The sequence below is a fragment of the Acinetobacter chinensis genome, assembly GCF_002165375.2.
In the GTDB taxonomy this organism is placed as follows: Bacteria; Pseudomonadota; Gammaproteobacteria; order Pseudomonadales; family Moraxellaceae; genus Acinetobacter; species Acinetobacter chinensis.
In genome coordinates, this window is record NZ_CP032134.1 from 2020034 (window position 1) to 2038744 (window position 18711).

Below are 18711 nucleotides of genomic sequence, written 5' to 3' on the forward strand. Positions count from 1 at the left end.
AAAACAACCAAATCTATAATGAGGGAAAACTCAGTATCCTTTAGGCTGGACTGTTTCAGTAAAACAGATACAGTTACGTCCTCTGGACTTGGCCCTGTACAGTGCCTGATCTGCAAAATGTACAGCATCCATGACCTGTTCTTTTTCATTGAAAAAAGCCACTCCCATACTGCCACTGACTTTGATTGAAAAGTCTTCAGCAATGGCGTGATCTTCTTCGTACAAAGCAATGCGACAACGCTCAAGCCTCTCTCTGATCCCCTGTTCGTCGGTATGGCAAAGAATCATTAAAAACTCCTCGCCACCATATCTTCCCAGTAAATCATTGTCCGTTGTGTTTTCCCTTAAAATCTGCGCTACTTTTTTCAGGACTTTATCACCTGCGATATGCCCATAAGTGTCATTGACCGATTTAAAATAATCCAGATCCAGCATGACGGCAGCATGCAGCAGTGCTTCAGCATTACTCTCCGCTTCCATGCAGAGCAGCTGTTCATTGAGCATTCTTCGGTTATACAGACCAGTCAGTGCATCTACCTGCCCCATCCGTACAATATATTTTTCACGTTTACGCCACTGAACAAGTACAGCAATAATAATGAGTAAACAGGCGATCAGCACAGGGAAACTGAAATATGCCATAGACAGCAGCCAGAATTTATTCAGATATTCTGGATAGCCTATCGCTTCAAAATTAAATAGAGGTGCATAGCTGATACTCTGATTCAGCGTATGAAATACAAGATAACTCAGTATGACCGTAGCGATGGACAATGCAGCTAAAATAACCCGTGTCTGAAAAAGAAACATGCCAATAAATACATAACAGGTCGTATTCAGAAACATTGCTACACTGAAAATCCCTGACAGATAAGCATCACCAATCAAGGTTACTGTAAATGCTGCCGTACAGAAATAAGGCATAAATTTTTGAATATATCGCGCTTCTTTAAAATGCCAGCAGACCATCAGCAGTAAAATGGACAGTGTCAGCTCAATACTTTCAATGCCCAGCTGTAAAAAAACAATATCAAGAAATACAAAGGTATGCAGTTCGGGTGTTAATACAATAAAAACTTTCCAGCAGATCCATAAGCATTTCAGAAATGCATAGTATCCCAGCAGCAACAAGCAACTCTGAACGGGCGTCCAGTTCAGTACAAAAGGGATTTCTCTTAGTTTTTTAAAAAAATATTCTGGTAGTTCCGCCATATAAAACCAATAAAAAACTGTCCGCTGAAGAAAAGACGTTTTATCTGAAATATAAATGCCTGATGTTTCAGAATCATATGCACATATATTTTACATGATCTGATGCTTCTATCTGATGCTTTTCCGTATAACTAAAATCAATGAATACCCTGAATTTTTCATTTTAATTTTTATCACTTTATCTGCACCGCCCAAAATTAATCTAACAGAATGATTTATAAATAAAAGTCATAATTATGTAATTTCGACCGACGGATAAAACCAGGGACTCAGAATATTTTTACTTAAATTTAAGTCTGAAAAACACTTTCCATTTCAGAATAAAATTAAAACTGTATAAATCTGAAATCCATTCAGATTCAGGCGGATTTACGCTTTTTGCTCACTTATTCCAAAAATTATGACTTATATTGAAATTTATTCATCTATTTCAGCTCAGAGGAACTAGTCCTGAAGTCCAAGTCGATGTACCATATTGCGTCATTTGAATTTAGCTGTGATAGGACTTATGCGCGAGTACGCTGTATTTACTTCAGAATCTGTAAGCGAAGGGCATCCGGATAAAATGGCTGATCAGATCAGTGATGCCATTCTGGATGCAATCTTAAAAGAAGACCCATATGCACGGGTTGCCTGTGAAACGCTTGTCAAAACAGGTGCAGTTGTACTTGCTGGTGAAATCACAACAACTGCCAATGTCGATTTTGAAGCGATTGTCCGTAATACTGTAAACGGTATCGGATATCATCATTCAGACCTGGGCTTTGATGGTTCAACCTGTGCCGTCATCAACATGATTGGTAAACAGTCTCCTGAAATTGCTCAGGGTGTTGACCGTCAGAAACCTGAAGACCAGGGTGCGGGCGACCAAGGCTTAATGTTCGGTTATGCAAGCCGTGAAACTGATGTACTTATGCCAGCACCAATTTCATACGCGCATCGCCTGATGGAAAAACAGGCTGAACTGCGTAAGCAAGGCAAACTGGCATGGTTACGTCCTGATGCGAAAAGCCAGGTGACTTTTGCTTATGAAAATGGCAAACCTGTTCGCCTGGATGCAGTTGTACTTTCAACTCAACACGATCCTTCAATTTCACAAGCTCAATTAAAAGAAGCTGTGATTGAAGAAATCGTGAAAAAAGTCATCCCTGCTGACATGTTCCATGCAGATACCAAATTCCACATCAACCCAACAGGTATGTTCGTCATTGGCGGCCCTGTAGGTGACTGTGGTTTAACAGGTCGTAAAATCATTGTAGATACTTACGGTGGTATGGCGCGTCATGGTGGTGGTGCATTCTCTGGTAAAGATCCATCAAAAGTTGACCGCTCTGCTGCTTATGCAGGTCGTTATGTTGCGAAAAACATTGTTGCGGCAGGTCTTGCAGACAAATGTGAAATCCAGGTGTCTTATGCAATTGGTGTTGCAGAGCCAACCTCTATTTCAATCAATACCTTCAATACTGCAAAAGTATCTGAAGATCTGATTATTGCGCTTGTACGTGAACACTTTGATCTACGTCCATACGGCATTACCCGTATGCTTGATCTGATTCAACCAATGTACCAGCAGACAGCAGCTTATGGTCATTTCGGCCGTGAAGGTTCTGATCATGCATTTACATGGGAAAAAACAGATAAAGTTGAAGCACTTAAAGCATCAGCAAATCTGTAATACCTCCAGTAAATAATAAAAAGCCCACAAATATGTGGGCTTTTTTAATTTCTGCAGATAAAAATTCCGATCATTGATCTGTTTTTTATCACAACTGTATCAGGTACTGTAATTTTACCGCAATGTTTTTTGATTCCCCTGATTAAGCACATCAAGTAGAGTTGGATGAGCAGGTTCCTGATGGCTGTTCAGATAAACATGTACAGATTTTACAATGACAATGACTACAAGACAGGTCACTATACAGAAAATCCAGAATCCATAAGGACTGCGTATATTATGCGAGCCACACTCAGGACACTCTTTAGCTACTGATGCAACAACCTTGTCACAACAAGCGCAATGGTATTGATGATACAGCATAGGTATCCTCCTATTTAATTGCCGTTCTTTTTATTCTCATGCTACATTTTTATTGGATGTAACATTGTTTTATCTTATGTGAGAAAATGTATTCGCACAACAACAATGTGAACAGATTCACACTTTAATGTAAATGAAGTAATTCCTGTATTGCACGCTTGGTCTACTTTACAGACATATCGTGATTTACATCTGCCATTCTATCCGACAAATGGTTAAAATCAGTCACTGATTTCAGGAGTTTTAACATGGTTCAGCTGATTAAAAAAGGCGGGTTAAGAGAGCGTGCCAACCGCAGTAAAAAATATCAGGGATCTGAAAATACAGAAACTTCCCTGCAACCCAATCAGTACAGCCTCGGAAAAAAAATGACAGCTGAACAGCTTTCAGCGGAAGAAAAAAATGACGCTGATTCTACAAATGTATTGTCAGAACATCCTGATGGCATCAAACCATAACCAGACAGCAAATATCAGAAACAGTCCGCCTGAAGCCACATCAATATAACTGCCCGATTTCTGATATGCTTTCTTGATTTCAGGCATTGACATAATCAGCATGAACATTGAAAAAACAACAAACGTCTGGATTGGAATAATAAAAGCCAGCTGCATTTTCAGTCCTGCACCCGCAGTCGAACTGAGTGCCAGTGAAAACACACTACTGAAATAAATCAGTGTTTTGGGATTGGACAGGTTTGTAAAAAGCCCCCATAGAAAATAATTTTTCTGCTGAGTCCCCTCTTTAAAACTGTCATCAGATTCAAGTGAGGTATGCTGTTTCAGTGACTTCAAACCGCCACTTAACATTGCCCAGCCCATTTTAGCAAGGAACAGACCACCGACCAGCATCAGAATCTGCTGTATCCATGGAAACTGTTCAACCAGCACCGTAAAGCCAAGCAGAGTCAATACAACCCACACCACAATACCTGCGGATATTCCCAGAATAATTTTTAATGTATTGCTTCGGCTTGTGGATGCAGAGCTTTTCGCAATAAGAAGAACATCAGGACCTGGACTGAGCTGAGCAACAAAATGCAAAGCACATATGGTCAATAATAAAGACATATAGATGGATTAAAAGAATCTGAATATTCACATATTATATCGTTTGTTTAAAACAGTAAGTACTTCTTTCACTTTATAGATGCAAAAAAAACCGGACTGTTGATCCGGCTTTTCCTGAAATGAATGTGCTTATTTATTGACATCTTTCATTTCAATTTTTTTAGCTTCAGGTCTGACTTCACGTGCTTCACCATCAATAATGCTTGAATCACGGCGACCGCCACTGTTCTGCTGATTCTGCATTTCCTGCATCTGACGTATCATATCTGCAAATGGATTTCCACCCTGCGGATTACCCATATCGCCCATCATTCCACCCATCATCTGATCCATCATGGACTGCTGACGTTTCATCATCACCTTCATCATTGCACCTTTCAGTGCGTTCTGAACGCCTGGTATCAGAATCAGTAAAGCGAGTACATCTGTGATCAAACCTGGAACAATAAATAAAAAGCCTGCAATAATTTTAGGCAGATTTCCTGTCAGAGACGGATCAGCTCCCATTTGCCCCATCTGCATCTGCTGCATTTGTGGCATCAGTCCGGCTGAATATTTCCGGATCATATTCAGACCAATAAAAAATGCAGCAATGAACCAGAAAAACACATACCACATGCTTCCGACAAGGTCACCCACGCCAATCCATACAAATACTTCAAGTACAAGCGTAGCCAGGACAATAAGAGCTAATTTCATGAAAATTTATCTGATCTCAAAAAATAAATAAAGGATGTCTTATGCTGACAGAAACAGTAAAGCTGCAACCATCATAACAACCTGAGGTTTAAATTATCTATTAGGGCAGTTTTCCATTTTTAAAGCAAAAAACAAGAGTTTTTGCACGATTTTTTAATATTTTCCTGATTTTAAAGCCAGTTTCAGCGTTAAAAAATCTGAGCATGTACTTTGAGCAAAATCATTTCCTGAAAGAATAATTGTTTCTAAATAAATTAATTTGATTCACATTTGTTTACTTAATCTGTTTTTATGATATGTTGTGTGTTCTTTCTGTGAACAATTCTTAATAAGGGGACATGATGCAATAAGTGCATCAAATCATTCCCCCTTTATGTTCACACTTACAGGCTTCCTGATTTCATGGGTTTTTTCTCTGAAATTACGGCTTTTAAATCATATTTTTCACCTGAAAAATATTTTTCTGAAACTTACCTCAGAGGGATTACTTATCTAAGCAGGAGCTTAGTCACAGAACTCAAAACTAATGGAGATAGCAATGACTCGAATTGCAATAATCGGAGCAGGCCCCAGTGGCATGGCTCAATTAAGAGCATTTCAATCAGCAAAGGCCAAAGGTCAGCAAGTTCCTGAAATTGTATGTTTCGAAAAACAAAACGATTGGGGCGGCCTATGGAACTACACCTGGCGTACAGGGGTAGATCAGTATGGAAATTCAGTACACGGCAGTATGTACCGTTACCTGTGGTCCAACGGACCAAAAGAAGCACTAGAGTTCGCAGACTATACGTTTGATGAACATTTCAAAAAACCGATTGCATCCTACCCGCCACGTGCTGTGTTATGGGACTACATTAAAGGGCGTGTGGAAAAGGCAGGAGTCAAAGACCAGGTCCGTTTTAACAGTTCGGTCAATCAGGTCGATTTTGACGATGGAACCCAGCTCTTTACTGTACAGGTCTGCGATCACATCAATGATCAGACTTATACAGAACAATTTGATTATGTGGTTGTGGCTTCAGGTCACTTCTCTACACCAAAAACACCTGAATATGAAGGCTTCGATATATTTAACGGTCGGATCCTGCATGCTCATGACTTCCGTGATGCAGTACAGTTCAAAGATAAAACCATTCTGATTGTTGGCAGCAGCTATTCTGCTGAAGACGTCGGTTCTCAATGCTATAAATATGGCGCAAAACAGATCTACAGTTGCTACCGCAGTCAGCCTATGGGCTATAAATGGCCAAAAAACTGGACTGAGAAGCATCAGCTTGTCCGTGTAGATGAAAACAGTGCATATTTTGCCGATGGAACTTCAGCCCGAGTGGATGCAATTATTCTCTGTACGGGCTATCTTCATCACTTCCCTTACATGGCTGAAAACCTTTGCCTGAAAACCCATAACTGCTTATATCCACAGAACTTATATCAGGGTGTGGTATGGGAACAGAATCCGAAACTGTTTTATCTAGGCATGCAGGATCAGTGGTATACCTTCAATATGTTTGATGCTCAGGCATGGTATGTCCGTGACATCATCATGGGTAAAATTGTGCTGCCAGACGCTGAAACCATGCAGGCTCACAGTAACAGCTGGCATCTGCGTGAGCAAAAACTGAAAAACTCAGAACAAATGGTCAGGTTTCAGGGCGAATATATCCGTCAGCTGATTGATGCTACGGATTATCCGAGTTTTAATATTGATGCTGTCAATGAAATCTTTATGCAGTGGAAAAAGCATAAAAAGGACAACATTATGGCGTTCCGTGACAAAACTTATCGCTCAGTCATGACTGGAAAAATGTCAAAACCTCATCATACACCATGGCTTTACGCCCTGGATGACTCTCTGGAAGCCTATTTACAGACGGGCAATCAGGAACAGAAAGCGATGTAATCTCCTGTCTCTGAAACAGAAGATCTGAAAATTCAGGTCTTCTCCATATACATTAACCAACACCCTTCTTTTCATTTTTATATTATTTATGTTTATTTTTCATACACATATATTTTAAAAAATTTACATACACATCCATCATGAAATCATATAATTCACTTAATCTTACTTTACCGATGCACTATGCCTTTAATTATTGGAATTGACCCTGGTTCCCGACTGACCGGATATGGAATTATTGAAAAAGATGGGCAAAGCCTGCGGTTTGTCGATGCTGGTACAATCCGCACGGAAACCACAGAAATGCCTGAACGCTTAAAACGGATTTTTGCTGGCGTTGAACGCATTGTTAAATTTCATGGCCCAACAGAAGCTGCCGTTGAACAGGTCTTTATGGCACAAAACCCTGACTCTGCCCTGAAACTGGGACAGGCTCGTGGTGCTGCCATTGCGGCACTGGTCAATCTGGATTTACAGGTTGCAGAATACACCGCCAGGCAGATTAAGCAGTCCGTTGTAGGCTATGGTGCAGCAGATAAAGAACAGGTTCAGATGATGGTGATGCGACTGTTGAATCTGTCCATCAAACCTCAGCAGGATGCTGCCGATGCACTTGCAGCTGCCATCTGCCATGCCCACGCTTCAGGAAGTATGAGTAAACTCGCTGTACTGAATGCATTAGGTGGAATGGCACGCGGTCGAAGCCGTAACAGTAGCCGCAGACGCTAAAGAATGCCCAACAGATCCTGAAAAACAACGGATCATTTTTCAGGGTTTATAAATTCCTATAGAAATACTGCGCTGTATCTGAATTAGACCAGATAAGGTGCAGCATCCTTTTTAATTTCCCTGACAGATGGCTGTTTTGCATAAGTTGCAATTAACATTTTGCCGGAAGTTCTCAGATTTTTCTGCTGATTGGGATCAATACGAATTAATACGAGTTCATCAGGTATTCGAGGGTTAGCGCCCTCTTTACAGATAATAATATTCTGATTTCGCTCAATCACCTTAAAACCAGGGAATTCTTTCTGCAACCGATCTTTTAAGCTCAGATGATCATCGGCTTTGTCACGGCTGTTCAGTTGCGTATATGCCACAAGCAGCAGGCAGGCTGCAAAAACGATTCCGACCACCAGATATTTTTCCAGCATATTATTTGACCTGAATATATTTCTGTTGTTTTGCATTATAGTGATAAACACGGGTTTCATTCATCGGCACAATTTTTCTGCTTTCGTCTGCCCGCTGAGTACCCTGATATTTAATTTCAATATCATACAAACCATCATGTACAGAGTTCAGAAATCTGTACTGTCCTTCAAACGCATACGTGTCATCCGCACCTGTTGCACCGTCATCCGCCCGTATTTCTGCAATCTGATCCATTTTCAGTTCAGGACGCTCATCAAAAGGTGCTATGGATAATATTGTTGTGCTGTAACCCTGAAGTCCAGACTCATCTTCTTCGATATATCCTTTTACTTTTGGACCGATCAACTTCAATTGCCTGACTATCGCCTTTGGTTCATAAGGACTGATGTTATAGCCAGAACTCGCCCAGCTGTTTTCACCGACAGACTGACTGACCAGCTGATACTGTCCCTGAACTGTTTTACTGAACAGATAGACATCCGTCTGCACCGTACAGGCGCCACAATAAATAATTTCCTTTCGACCTTTATCCACTCCCATTTCTGACACGGTCAGCACATACCTTTCTTCACCGGCAGCATTGGTATATTTTTCAGCAGGGTAAAAAATCAGTACAGTATCAATATCATCGGCTTCCGAACCCACATACTGTACTTTTTCTGCATCCAGTTCAGGAATGACAACATGTCTGATTTTATGCTGATAAAAAGCCATCATGACTGTTTTAAAATCGAGGTTTTTTAGAATGACTGCCTGTTTTTGCTTCTGTGGCACAGATACAGCTGGTGGCTCTGCCAATACACCTGTAGCGCATAAGACTGAAAGTGAAGCCATCAGTACAATCTTTTTCATTTTATCTCTCTGTTATTTTCAGTCTATTCATCAGCATTTTTTTTAACATTATCTCAGCATTTTAAAATCTGTAAAAGGTGCATCCTCTGCCAGCTGTTCCTGCTGTATGGAACTGACACTGGCGCGTAATGGTCCAACATAGGCATGACGTATGATTGTGGCAACAGACTGCTCAGTCCCAATAATCACAGCTTCAACATCACCATTTTCCAGATTTTTTACATAACCTTTTAAATTTAAAGCGATGGCTTCTTTTTCAAACCAGCGTCTGTAGCCAACACCCTGTACTTTGCCATGTATTAAAAGTTTAACTGCCTGCATTTGCCATACCGCTCCTGAATTATTTTACTGATGATTTTTGTGATCATGATTGACCACATAATACACCGCTTCATTCATATGCTGAGCCTGCAAGCCGCGTTGACCTTTCAGCGCAAGATGATCTCCAGCCAGTGCATGCAGAGTGACAATTTCATGCAGCTGAATCCGTTCTGCAAACTGAGCTTTCAGACTGGCAATCATTCCTGCCAGTACATCACCCATACCTCCTGTCCCCATACCAGCATTGCCAGCTGTGCAGATCCATAGATCATCGGGATTCTGCAAAGTCAGACTACCTGCGCCTTTGAGTACCCACTGCCCTGAATATTTTTGCTGTAATTGCTGAATTGCTTCAATCCGGTCATTTTCAATTTCAGCAACCCGACAGTTCAACAGTTTAGCAGCCTCTCCTGGGTGGGGTGTTGCATAACACTGAGCTTTGAGCCGAACAGGCTGTTCAGCAAGAAACCACAATGCATCAGCATCCAGTACGACCTGTAAATGACTGGACTGATGAATGACCTGAAACCACTGGGCAAACTGCTGGGCTGCCCATTCATCCCGCCCCAGCCCCATGCCGAAACAGACTGCATCGACATGCTCAGTCAATGCCTGAATTTCGGAAACTGATAATGCATCAATATCCCGAAGCATAATATTGGGTGAACGGGACAAAATAGCTGTGTGATGTTTTGCATGACAGACAATAGTGACTTTACCAGCTCCTGCTGAAAAAGCAGATTCAGCAGCCATCATCACAGCGCCTCCCATTTCTGCATGACCACCCACTACCAGTACATGACCATAACTGCCTTTATGACCAAAAGCCTGTCTGACAGGTAACTGAATCTGTGTGGAAGATAAACGCGCCAGTGGTTTAAGTCTGTTGTCAACAGGAATTGCGGATATGACTTCAATCTGTCCTGAAAACTCTTTCCCCTGACCAGTAAACAATCCTGCTTTTAAACCCAGTACGGTAAAAGTCCGGTCTGCCTTAACTGCACAGGGTAATGGCTGTCCACTGTTGACATTCAGACCACTTGGAATATCCACAGCTACTTTCAGCCCTGACTGAGCATTAAACAGCTGAATCAGCTGTTGCCATGAAAGATCCAGCTCACGGTTTAAGCCAATCCCAAACAGAGCATCGATATGACAATCAAAGTCTTTACTGATTTCAAAGTGGGAGTGAATCTGCACCTGATGATTACTGGCAACTTCTACAGCCTGATTTAAATCAGCTGATGCTCCTGGAGGAACAGCGAAAATTTCCACCTGATAACCCATATTTTTCAGATATGCCGCCAGACAGTAACCATCACCTGCATTATTTCCCGCCCCACACCACACCGCAATACTCCGTACACCATATCCAGCATGAGATACAGATTCTGAAGATGCAGTCTGCTGAAACCATATATCCAGTCGCTGTGCAATTGACCATGCAACCTGCTGCATCAACCCAAAGGAACTGTTCTGCTGTGCAAACCAGCGTTGCTCCCATGCCTGAATGTCGTGGCTATGATAAACTTGTTGGCTCATACATCTGTCCCATCTTATATTTGAATATCGTTATGTCGGCTTCCACTTCCAAACCTCAGATTTCCCTGCAAGAGATTGATCCACATGAATTAAAAGTATGGATTAAAGCACAGGCTCTGCAGCTGGGTTTTGCTGATTGTGTCATTGCCCGACCCGATGCTCAAGCAGAATTACCCCGTTTTAAGGAATATTTAAAACGTGGATACCATGGCGATATGAAGTTTCTGGAAGAAAATCTGGAAAAACGTGCCAACCCTGCACTGCTGGTTCCTGGAACCCGAAGTATCATCTGCGTACGCATGAATTACCTGGTGGAAACCCCTAAACCACGCTATGTGCCTGATGAACCGAACAATGCCATCATTGCCCGTTATGCACGGGGTCGTGATTATCATAAAGTCATGCGCGGACGTCTGAAGACACTGGCCGGTCTGATTAAAGATAGAACTGGAGAATTTGAGTCCAGACCGTTTGCAGACTCTGCTCCTGTTTTTGAAAAATCTCTCGCAGAAAATGCCGGAATGGGCTGGACAGGTAAACACACCCTGCTCATTCATAAAAAATCAGGCTCTTTTTTTGTACTGGGTGAACTGTTCACCTCACTTGATCTCCCTTTCGATGAACCGGCAACAGCGCACTGTGGTTCATGCACCGCATGCATAGATATCTGTCCAACCCAGGCAATTGTTGAACCTTATATGCTGGATGCCCGTAAATGCATTGCTTATCTGACCATAGAATATAAAGGCATCATTCCAGAAGAATTACGTCGTGGGATTGGTAACCGTGTTTTCGGTTGTGATGACTGTCAGCTCATCTGTCCCTGGAACAGTTTTGCAAAAAAAGCGAGTATTGATGATTTCAATCCAAGACATGATCTGGACAGACTGACTCTGCTTGATTTATGGCACTGGGATGAAACCACCTTTTTAAACTGCACAGAAGGCAGTCCAATTCGACGTACAGGTTACCAGAGTTTTATGCGGAACATTGCCATTGGTCTGGGAAATGCACCTTATTCACAGCAGATCATTGATGCATTACAACACAACCGAGCATTGCATGATGACATTGTGCAAATCCATATTGACTGGGCAATTGCGGAACAGTTAAGCAAACGCACCTGATTCAACCTTAAAAACAAGAGGCGAAAACCTGTATTTCTTAACTTCACGTTCTTTGCAAAGTTTTCATTATTATTCTGTTTTAGCGGCATATACAAAGAAATTATCAATTTTAAAGATTAAAATTATGCAGCTAAATTCAGGGTTTTCAGTACAACTTAGCAACTAAATCGTATATTTATATTTTTTATGTTTTTTACTTTTCCTATCGGCAGATACCATGAAATATGGACACTTTTGCCCTGCGATTATGATCTGGATTATGTATTATAAACTGATAAATAATGACTATCACGGATTTGACCAATGACTGTACGTAATGACTGGACACGTGAAGAAATTCAACGACTGTACGAACAACCCTTCATGGATCTGGTATTTCAGGCGCAGCAGATTCACCGCGAACATTTTGACGCCAATACCATTCAGGTCAGCACTTTACTGTCAATCAAAACAGGAAAATGCCCTGAAGACTGCAAATACTGCTCTCAATCTGCCCGTTATGATTCAAAACTTGAAGCAGAAAAGCGTATAGCCGTTGACAAGGTGATCTCTGAAGCGAAAGAAGCACTCGCATCCGGTTCATCACGATTCTGTATGGGCGCAGCATGGCGCAATCCACATGAACGTGATATGCCATACGTACTGGAAATGGTTCGTGAAGTTAAATCTCTTGGACTCGAAACCTGCATGACACTGGGCATGCTCAACCAGTCACAGGCTGAACGCCTGCATGAAGCTGGTCTGGACTACTACAATCACAACCTCGACACCTCACGTGAATATTATTCACACATCATCAGTACACGTACTTTTGATGACCGCCTGGATACACTTGATCACGTGCGTAATGCCGGCATGAAAGTCTGCAGCGGAGGAATTGTGGGACTTGGTGAAGACCGTAAAGACCGTATTGGACTGTTACATGAGCTTTCAACGCTGCCAGTTCATCCCGAATCTGTACCGATTAACATGCTTGTTCCAATTGAAGGCACACCGCTTGCCGATGTTGAAAAACTGGATGTTACGGAGTGGATCAGAACGATTGCTGTCGCACGGATCACTATGCCAGAAAGTTATATCCGTTTATCTGCTGGTCGTGAGTCGCTTTCAGACTCAGATCAGGCACTCGCATTCCTTGCAGGTGCCAACTCGCTGTTCAGTGGTGAAAAATTATTAACCACTCCAAATGCGGGTGATGGAAGAGATAAACAACTGTTCCAGAAACTGGGTTTGCAGGCTGAAAAAGCCAAGCCAGGACTGGCGGAACTGACCGTCGATGCAATGGCCGTCTGAAGTACAATAAAATCAAAAGCCCATCTGGGCTTTTGATTTTTCACTTAACAAAAATACTGTATTGACCTGATTCGCAGTATTTCCATAGATCTGAATGGAAACACCCAGCATCCAGAACGCTTTTACCATGAAAAGTATAAAATCAAATAAGCACTTTATGATGTAAAAGGTTTATTGATCAGGATGTAACAAGCAAGCCATAACCCGCATTAAGATACATCCCTTTACGGATAATATCCGTACCGTTTGCATGATGAACTTTCAGTTCCTGATGCTCCACATCAAATTCAAAAGCATCAAAACAGTCCTGATGCCTGACCAGCCAGCATAATGTATCCGCAAGACTTTCATCCACAATATAAGTCAATGCTGAAAAATCTTTATTCATTACACTTGGTGCCCCGATGAAATTAACTGGAAATAAAGTTTAGCTTTTTTACAAAACAATTTGAATTATCCTGGAATGCTTACAACTATTTTTCTCTCATTTAATTATTTTTAATCTAAAAACAATCAAACTGAATCTTCAGCTCAGGGATTTTACAGCTGAATAAAACATTCAAAAACTGAAGCATACACAGTCATGGATCAGTTCAGACACGATGATGAAAACAGCTGAATCTGTCGAAACAGACAGAACTGAAAACAGGAATATAAAAGATGGACAGCATAAAAAACCATGATCAGCTATAACTGATCATGGTTTTTTATTTTTTAATCTGGATCGGCATATTTGCCTGATGTATCTTTAGATAATGAAGTGAGAGCTGTACTCACATCATCAGTATAAACGGGTCAGCTGACTTAAAGAGAATTATGGAGTTTTATGAACACCACATTTTCTGCATTCAATGTGTTCTCCTATCTCTTCCATGTGTTCATATTCATATATATGCATGCAAAACAATTTTTTTAAAATACGAAGCATTTTCAAAACTCCCGTTCATGTATTCGCTTCTCAGATATTTCATCCTGAAACATCAATTTCATCTTCATGACAAAACTGTATTTACTATTAGCATAATATTTCAATAAATCAAACATTATTTCATTAAATTTTACCATTTTTTAAAATTATGAAAAAATCCTCACTGACAGATCAATTGTGTGCTTGAAAAAACAGTTCCCAAAAATTATTATAGTCACTGATCAAATAACACACACAAATCTGAAAAACACGTGCAATGACGCGGATCAATAAAAAACCTGTTGAGAAACAACGACGAGTAAAAAAATGACGACTTATATGATTCAGTATGAAATGTTTAAAAAACGTGATTCCGCCCCACTGAAGCAACGGATTGAAAAACTGGGGATTGAAGCAAAAATCACACCAATGAGCCACCTTTGGCTGATACGTTCCCAGCTCGATTCTTCAGAAATCAGAGATCAGCTGCTGCCTTTTATCGATGCAAAAGATAAATTATTTGTCGTCAGAGTAGACACCGATGACTGGGCATCCTGGAACTTAAATGACAAAGAGGTCAGCTGGCTCAACCAGCATATTTCAGTTTCAGAATCCTGATCACTGATTTTAAATTTTTCCAAAGCAGTCATTTCAATACAGAAAAAATCATAAGATATTATTTTAAAACAATATTTAATAAACCAGACTGATCATAAAAGTTTTTAAAGAAGTATTGATTAATTCAGATAAATAGATAGGATGAAAATGAAGAATATTTTCTGTCCGCGCTGACCGGCAGATATTAGAAATTGATAAATTTAATCCTATAACCAACACAATAAAGGAAGACCTATGCACGGACGTATGATGTTTCAACCTCTACTGATCAGCAATCTGCTTGATCATGCAGCCCGTTATCATGGGGACACAGCAATTATTTCAAAAAATACTGATGGCAGCATCAGTAAAACCGACTGGACCCATGTTTCTGAAAACTCAAAACGTTTCGCAAATGCCTTAAAAAACTTAGGCGTTCAGATGCATGATCGTGTTGCAACCATTGCATGGAATAACCATCGCCACCTTGAGTCATGGTATGCCATTTCAGGCAGTGGTTTTGTCTGCCACACCATCAACCCGCGCCTTTTTCCTGAACAGCTGATCTTCATTATCAATGATGCCAAAGACCGCGTGGTTCTGTTTGATAAGACTTTTTTACCACTGATTACAGGTGTTAAAGCTCACATTCCCCAGGTTGAACATTTTATCTGCCTGGGAGCGTTTGACCAGGACGTTGCCGATGCATTACCTGAAGTTAAGTTTTATGATGTACTGATTGCAGAAAACTCTGATCAGTTTGAGTGGCCTGAATTTGATGAAAATACGGCAAGCTCGCTCTGCTATACATCCGGTACAACAGGAAATCCCAAAGGTGCTTTATACAGTCACCGCTCTACGGTTTTACATACCTATGCAATCTGCCTGCCTGACTCACTGAATCTCTCAGCTTCTGATGTCATGTTGCCCGTTGTACCTATGTTCCATGTCAATGCCTGGGGCACACCTTATGCAGCCGCAATGGTCGGCTGTACTGTGGTATTACCAGGTCCAGGGCTGGATGGTGCAAGCCTGGTTCAGATGATCGATGAATATAAAGTGACTGTTGCTTTAGGTGTACCAACCATCTGGCAAGGTTTGCTGGCCGCTGCAAAACAGGCCGGATCAGTATTGCCAAGTTTACAACGCAATGTAGTGGGTGGTTCTGCCTGCCCTCCTGCCATGATGAAAGCTTTCCGTGACCTGTTCAACTGTGAAACTATTCATGCCTGGGGCATGACGGAAATGAGTCCATTAGGTACAAGTAATCAACTGAAAGCCAAGCATCGTAATCTCAGTGAAGATGAACAGTTTAAAATTCGTCTTTCACAAGGTCGTCCGCCTTTTGGTGTGGATTTACGGATTACCACTGAAGAAAAAGGGACGACTGAAGTTACTCGCGATGGTCATAACACGGGTAACCTACAGGTTAAAGGTCACTGGATTATCAGCACATACTTTGGCAAAGATGAAAGTGCACTGACCTCAGATGGCTGGTTCGATACTGGTGATATCGCATCCCTCAATGAAGATGGCTATTTATATCTGAGTGACCGCGCCAAAGACTTAATCAAGTCTGGTGGTGAATGGATTTCTTCAGTAGAACTTGAAAATATTGCCATGGGGCATCCTGAAATTGCGATGGCTGCCGTCATTGCAGCTAAACACAGCAAATGGGATGAACGCCCGATTGTGATAGCCATCAAACACAAAGATGCCCAGATTACCGAAGAAGGTTTACTTGAATACTTCGCAGATAAAGTCGCTAAATGGCAGATTCCTGATAAAGCAATCTTTGTAGAAGCAATCCCTCTAAGTGGTACGGGTAAAATGCTGAAAAAAGATTTACGTGAAAAATATGATTCGGTACTTCTTTAAGCCCTGTTGATCATTCAGCAAATTAAAAAAACCGTAGCCTGATGCTACGGTTTTTTTATAAAAACAGACTGAATTCATAACTTTTCACATACCCGTGAAAAACGCATGAACCAGTAAAATACTTTTATTTAGCTTCACTGGCAGCTGGAGTATTATATTCTTCTGGCATAGGTGCAGCATCAATTTCATCTGGATTTACTTCAACAGATGAGACCGCAGTTTCATTCACTTCTGAAGTCGCCTGTTCCTGAGCAGGTGCCTGCTCTTCCTGTTTTTTCCCACAAGCCACCAGTGTCAGCGATGCTGCTGATATAAGTACAATAAGTGCTGTTTTTAAATTTTTCATCCAGAAACCTCAAATTAAAAAATAATCAATCCTTCTTTATTGTATTCAATTTCAGTGTAAATGTAATTAAGTGGTTGTTTATATTTTGTTTTAATTACTGAACATAAATCAATGCCTGAACAACCACTCCAGCCTTAAAAGACTGTCTAGAAGCAATGGAACCGGTGTCACTTTTAAAGCTTTATCAGACAGTAAGCACTACAGTACAGTAAAAGCCATATGACAAAAACCGCCCTTAGGCGGTTCTATTTTCAAAAACTGGATAATCAGATTTCTAAATAACTTTTTGACTTAACTTAAAAAGTTGATGCAGCGAAGTATAAAATGAACGACCATCGAGATTTAAATCAACGACTGTTCCAGACTGCAGCAGCACTCTTTTACCTACTTCAATTTTTTTTGAACCCTGACAGGTATTTTGCATTTTAATAAGTGGAATTAAGGATACAACGATTTCAGTGCCATTATTAGATTTGGCGATTAAATTATTTGTTTTTAACAACTTTTTTCCTATTTTTTAGAGTTCACTTTCTATAAAACAACTCTAAAATTAAATTTTAAAACTAATAAAGCACCATACAGTGCTTTATTAGATATCATTCATGTTGCCTTTCAGTTCACCTGCTACAGGAGAACAGACAAGGCATTACAAGTATGAAAGTGGTAAATTATTACTTACAGAGCAACAATATTTACAGCTGTAGGGCCTTTTTGACCTTGAGCAACGCTGAATTCAACCTTTTGGCCTTCAGTCAGAGTTTTAAAACCTGAACCTGTGATTTCGCTGAAATGAGCAAAAACATCAGGACCTGATTCTGGCTGAATGAAACCGAAACCTTTAGTTTCGTTGAACCACTTTACAGTACCTTTAACAACATTTGAGTTTGACATAGTAAATCCTACGTAGTTTTTAATAGTATTAGTCATTTTTTTATAAATGACTGATGACAACTTTGAAAATAATAAAGCAAGGTACTGGAATCTGTAAAACGAAGCATTATCACTAAAACTACGATACTTAAGAAAGACTTACCAAAACAAAACTTTTTCCAATGACGAATACTACGCTATTTTCAAAAAACAATCAACTTTTCTTATGCTTATACCCCGTACGGTATTTTTATTCAAAACATGGCAGTGAACATCGGAGCAGGTTGTCCAGCAGAAATTGGAAGTTCTCTAAGCTGCCTACATGGCAGTGAACTAAATCATTGGTATCTGCCGATGGGTTGGGTTTTTCTAAGCTGCCTACATGGCAGTGAACAACGTGTAGCGATGACAACAGGTGTTGTTTTGTTTCTAAGCTGCCTATATGGCAGTGAACATTTCGGGAACGCAACTCATTGTCTGATAGTATTTCTAAGCTGCCTATATGGCAGTGAACACAAAAAAATATGATTAAAATCATTTTACAACAATAGTTTAACCATAAAATCAGGGAATAACCCAATTTTAAATTAAAATTATAAACTATTGATTAAATTTAGTTTTTAATGAGTCAAAATATTTTTGGTTAAAATCATCTTTTAACCTATGAGTGGCTTATTCACCAGATACTCATAATACCTGATTACCCTGAATCATCCATATTAAAAACAGAGCTGAAGCCTGCCCAATTTTATTGCCATTGTTATATGCTTAAGCAGACACCGAATAACAGCAGAATTACAATCCCACCCACCAATTATCAAGTCAGAAGTTTTGTGCAAATCAGATCGCAGCAACCCGTTCCAATTGATCAATAAATGTCTTTGTTCGCTTTACTCTTTGTGAT

The 18711-nt window shown here is 40.5% G+C and carries 20 protein-coding genes; 8 read left to right on the plus strand and 12 right to left on the minus strand.

The features are described from left to right. Positions 1-30: 30 nt before the first annotated feature. On the minus strand, positions 31-1212 hold the full coding sequence (locus CDG60_RS10605) for a GGDEF domain-containing protein (RefSeq protein ID WP_087512342.1): 1182 nt from the start codon (positions 1210-1212) through the stop codon (positions 31-33). Positions 1213-1720: 508 nt separating this feature from the next. On the opposite strand from CDG60_RS10605, the gene metK reads away from it, so the two are divergent. Beyond that, positions 1721-2887: a methionine adenosyltransferase gene (gene metK, locus CDG60_RS10610; RefSeq protein WP_087512343.1), complete on the plus strand. Its 1167-nt coding sequence runs from the start codon at positions 1721-1723 to the stop codon at positions 2885-2887. Between the two features lie 114 nt (positions 2888-3001). Here the strand turns inward: metK and CDG60_RS10615 are convergent, their stop codons facing one another. After that, positions 3002-3247 (minus strand): hypothetical protein, encoded by a 246-nt coding sequence (locus CDG60_RS10615; RefSeq protein WP_406565313.1) that lies wholly within the window; start codon positions 3245-3247, stop codon positions 3002-3004. Positions 3248-3498: 251 nt separating this feature from the next. Here CDG60_RS10615 and CDG60_RS10620 point away from each other — a divergent pair, with 251 nt between their 5' ends. Next, positions 3499-3708, plus strand: a complete 210-nt coding sequence (locus CDG60_RS10620; RefSeq protein ID WP_087512345.1) for a hypothetical protein — start codon at positions 3499-3501, stop codon at positions 3706-3708. On the opposite strand, the gene CDG60_RS10625 is transcribed toward CDG60_RS10620, so the two are convergent. Further along, positions 3679-4320: a LysE family transporter gene (locus CDG60_RS10625; protein WP_087512346.1), complete on the minus strand. Its 642-nt coding sequence runs from the start codon at positions 4318-4320 to the stop codon at positions 3679-3681. The genes CDG60_RS10620 and CDG60_RS10625 overlap by 30 nt on opposite strands. A 129-nt stretch (positions 4321-4449) precedes the next feature. Further along, positions 4450-5019 carry an FxsA family protein gene (locus tag CDG60_RS10630; protein ID WP_087512347.1) on the minus strand — a complete coding sequence of 190 codons (570 nt, stop codon included), beginning with the start codon at positions 5017-5019 and terminating at the stop codon, positions 4450-4452. Positions 5020-5557: 538 nt separating this feature from the next. Here CDG60_RS10630 and CDG60_RS10635 point away from each other — a divergent pair. After that, the gene (locus tag CDG60_RS10635) at positions 5558-6919 is read left to right on the plus strand and encodes a trimethylamine monooxygenase (protein WP_087512348.1); all 1362 of its coding nucleotides are present in this window, start codon (positions 5558-5560) and stop codon (positions 6917-6919) included. A gap of 183 nt (positions 6920-7102) precedes the next feature. Next, positions 7103-7648: a crossover junction endodeoxyribonuclease RuvC gene (gene ruvC, locus CDG60_RS10640; protein ID WP_087512349.1), complete on the plus strand. Its 546-nt coding sequence runs from the start codon at positions 7103-7105 to the stop codon at positions 7646-7648. A gap of 83 nt (positions 7649-7731) precedes the next feature. Here the strand turns inward: ruvC and CDG60_RS10645 are convergent, their stop codons facing one another. Genes CDG60_RS10645 through CDG60_RS10660 form a run of 4 tightly spaced genes read right to left on the minus strand, consistent with a single transcriptional unit; the run spans position 7732 to position 10789 of the window. Continuing rightward, on the minus strand, positions 7732-8073 hold the full coding sequence (locus CDG60_RS10645) for a hypothetical protein (RefSeq protein ID WP_087512350.1): 342 nt from the start codon (positions 8071-8073) through the stop codon (positions 7732-7734). A 1-nt stretch (position 8074) separates the two neighbouring features. Continuing rightward, positions 8075-8926: a hypothetical protein gene (locus tag CDG60_RS10650; protein WP_087512351.1), complete on the minus strand. Its 852-nt coding sequence runs from the start codon at positions 8924-8926 to the stop codon at positions 8075-8077. A 48-nt stretch (positions 8927-8974) separates the two neighbouring features. Next, on the minus strand, positions 8975-9247 hold the full coding sequence (locus tag CDG60_RS10655; RefSeq protein WP_087512352.1) for an acylphosphatase: 273 nt from the start codon (positions 9245-9247) through the stop codon (positions 8975-8977). A 24-nt stretch (positions 9248-9271) separates the two neighbouring features. Then, the gene (locus CDG60_RS10660; protein ID WP_087512353.1) at positions 9272-10789 is read right to left on the minus strand and encodes an NAD(P)H-hydrate dehydratase; all 1518 of its coding nucleotides are present in this window, start codon (positions 10787-10789) and stop codon (positions 9272-9274) included. A gap of 32 nt (positions 10790-10821) precedes the next feature. Here CDG60_RS10660 and queG point away from each other — a divergent pair, with 32 nt between their 5' ends. After that, complete coding sequence (gene queG / locus CDG60_RS10665) at positions 10822-11916, plus strand: tRNA epoxyqueuosine(34) reductase QueG (protein WP_087512412.1); 1095 nt, start codon at positions 10822-10824, stop codon at positions 11914-11916. 303 nt (positions 11917-12219) lie between these two features. Next, a complete protein-coding gene (gene bioB, locus CDG60_RS10670) occupies positions 12220-13209 on the plus strand; it encodes a biotin synthase BioB (protein ID WP_087512354.1) in 990 nt (329 codons plus the stop codon). A 178-nt stretch (positions 13210-13387) separates the two neighbouring features. On the opposite strand, the gene CDG60_RS10675 is transcribed toward bioB, so the two are convergent. Next, the gene (locus tag CDG60_RS10675; protein WP_087512355.1) at positions 13388-13597 is read right to left on the minus strand and encodes a hypothetical protein; all 210 of its coding nucleotides are present in this window, start codon (positions 13595-13597) and stop codon (positions 13388-13390) included. A gap of 846 nt (positions 13598-14443) precedes the next feature. Between CDG60_RS10675 and CDG60_RS10680 the strand changes: the two genes are divergently transcribed. Both CDG60_RS10680 and CDG60_RS10685 read left to right on the plus strand, forming a co-directional pair. Beyond that, entirely contained in the window at positions 14444-14734 is a 291-nt protein-coding gene (locus tag CDG60_RS10680) for a hypothetical protein (protein WP_087512356.1), read from the plus strand. Between the two features lie 234 nt (positions 14735-14968). Next, the gene (locus tag CDG60_RS10685; protein WP_087512357.1) at positions 14969-16591 is read left to right on the plus strand and encodes a long-chain fatty acid--CoA ligase; all 1623 of its coding nucleotides are present in this window, start codon (positions 14969-14971) and stop codon (positions 16589-16591) included. A 124-nt stretch (positions 16592-16715) separates the two neighbouring features. Here the strand turns inward: CDG60_RS10685 and CDG60_RS10690 are convergent, their stop codons facing one another. The 3 genes from CDG60_RS10690 to CDG60_RS10700 all read right to left on the minus strand — a co-directional run bounded on the left by CDG60_RS10690 (position 16716) and on the right by CDG60_RS10700 (position 17828). After that, positions 16716-16937 carry a hypothetical protein gene (locus CDG60_RS10690; protein ID WP_087512358.1) on the minus strand — a complete coding sequence of 74 codons (222 nt, stop codon included), beginning with the start codon at positions 16935-16937 and terminating at the stop codon, positions 16716-16718. Between the two features lie 274 nt (positions 16938-17211). Beyond that, the gene (locus CDG60_RS10695; RefSeq protein WP_087512359.1) at positions 17212-17439 is read right to left on the minus strand and encodes a hypothetical protein; all 228 of its coding nucleotides are present in this window, start codon (positions 17437-17439) and stop codon (positions 17212-17214) included. Between the two features lie 173 nt (positions 17440-17612). After that, the gene (locus tag CDG60_RS10700) at positions 17613-17828 is read right to left on the minus strand and encodes a cold-shock protein (RefSeq protein ID WP_087512360.1); all 216 of its coding nucleotides are present in this window, start codon (positions 17826-17828) and stop codon (positions 17613-17615) included. Between the last annotated feature and the right edge of the window lie 883 nt (positions 17829-18711).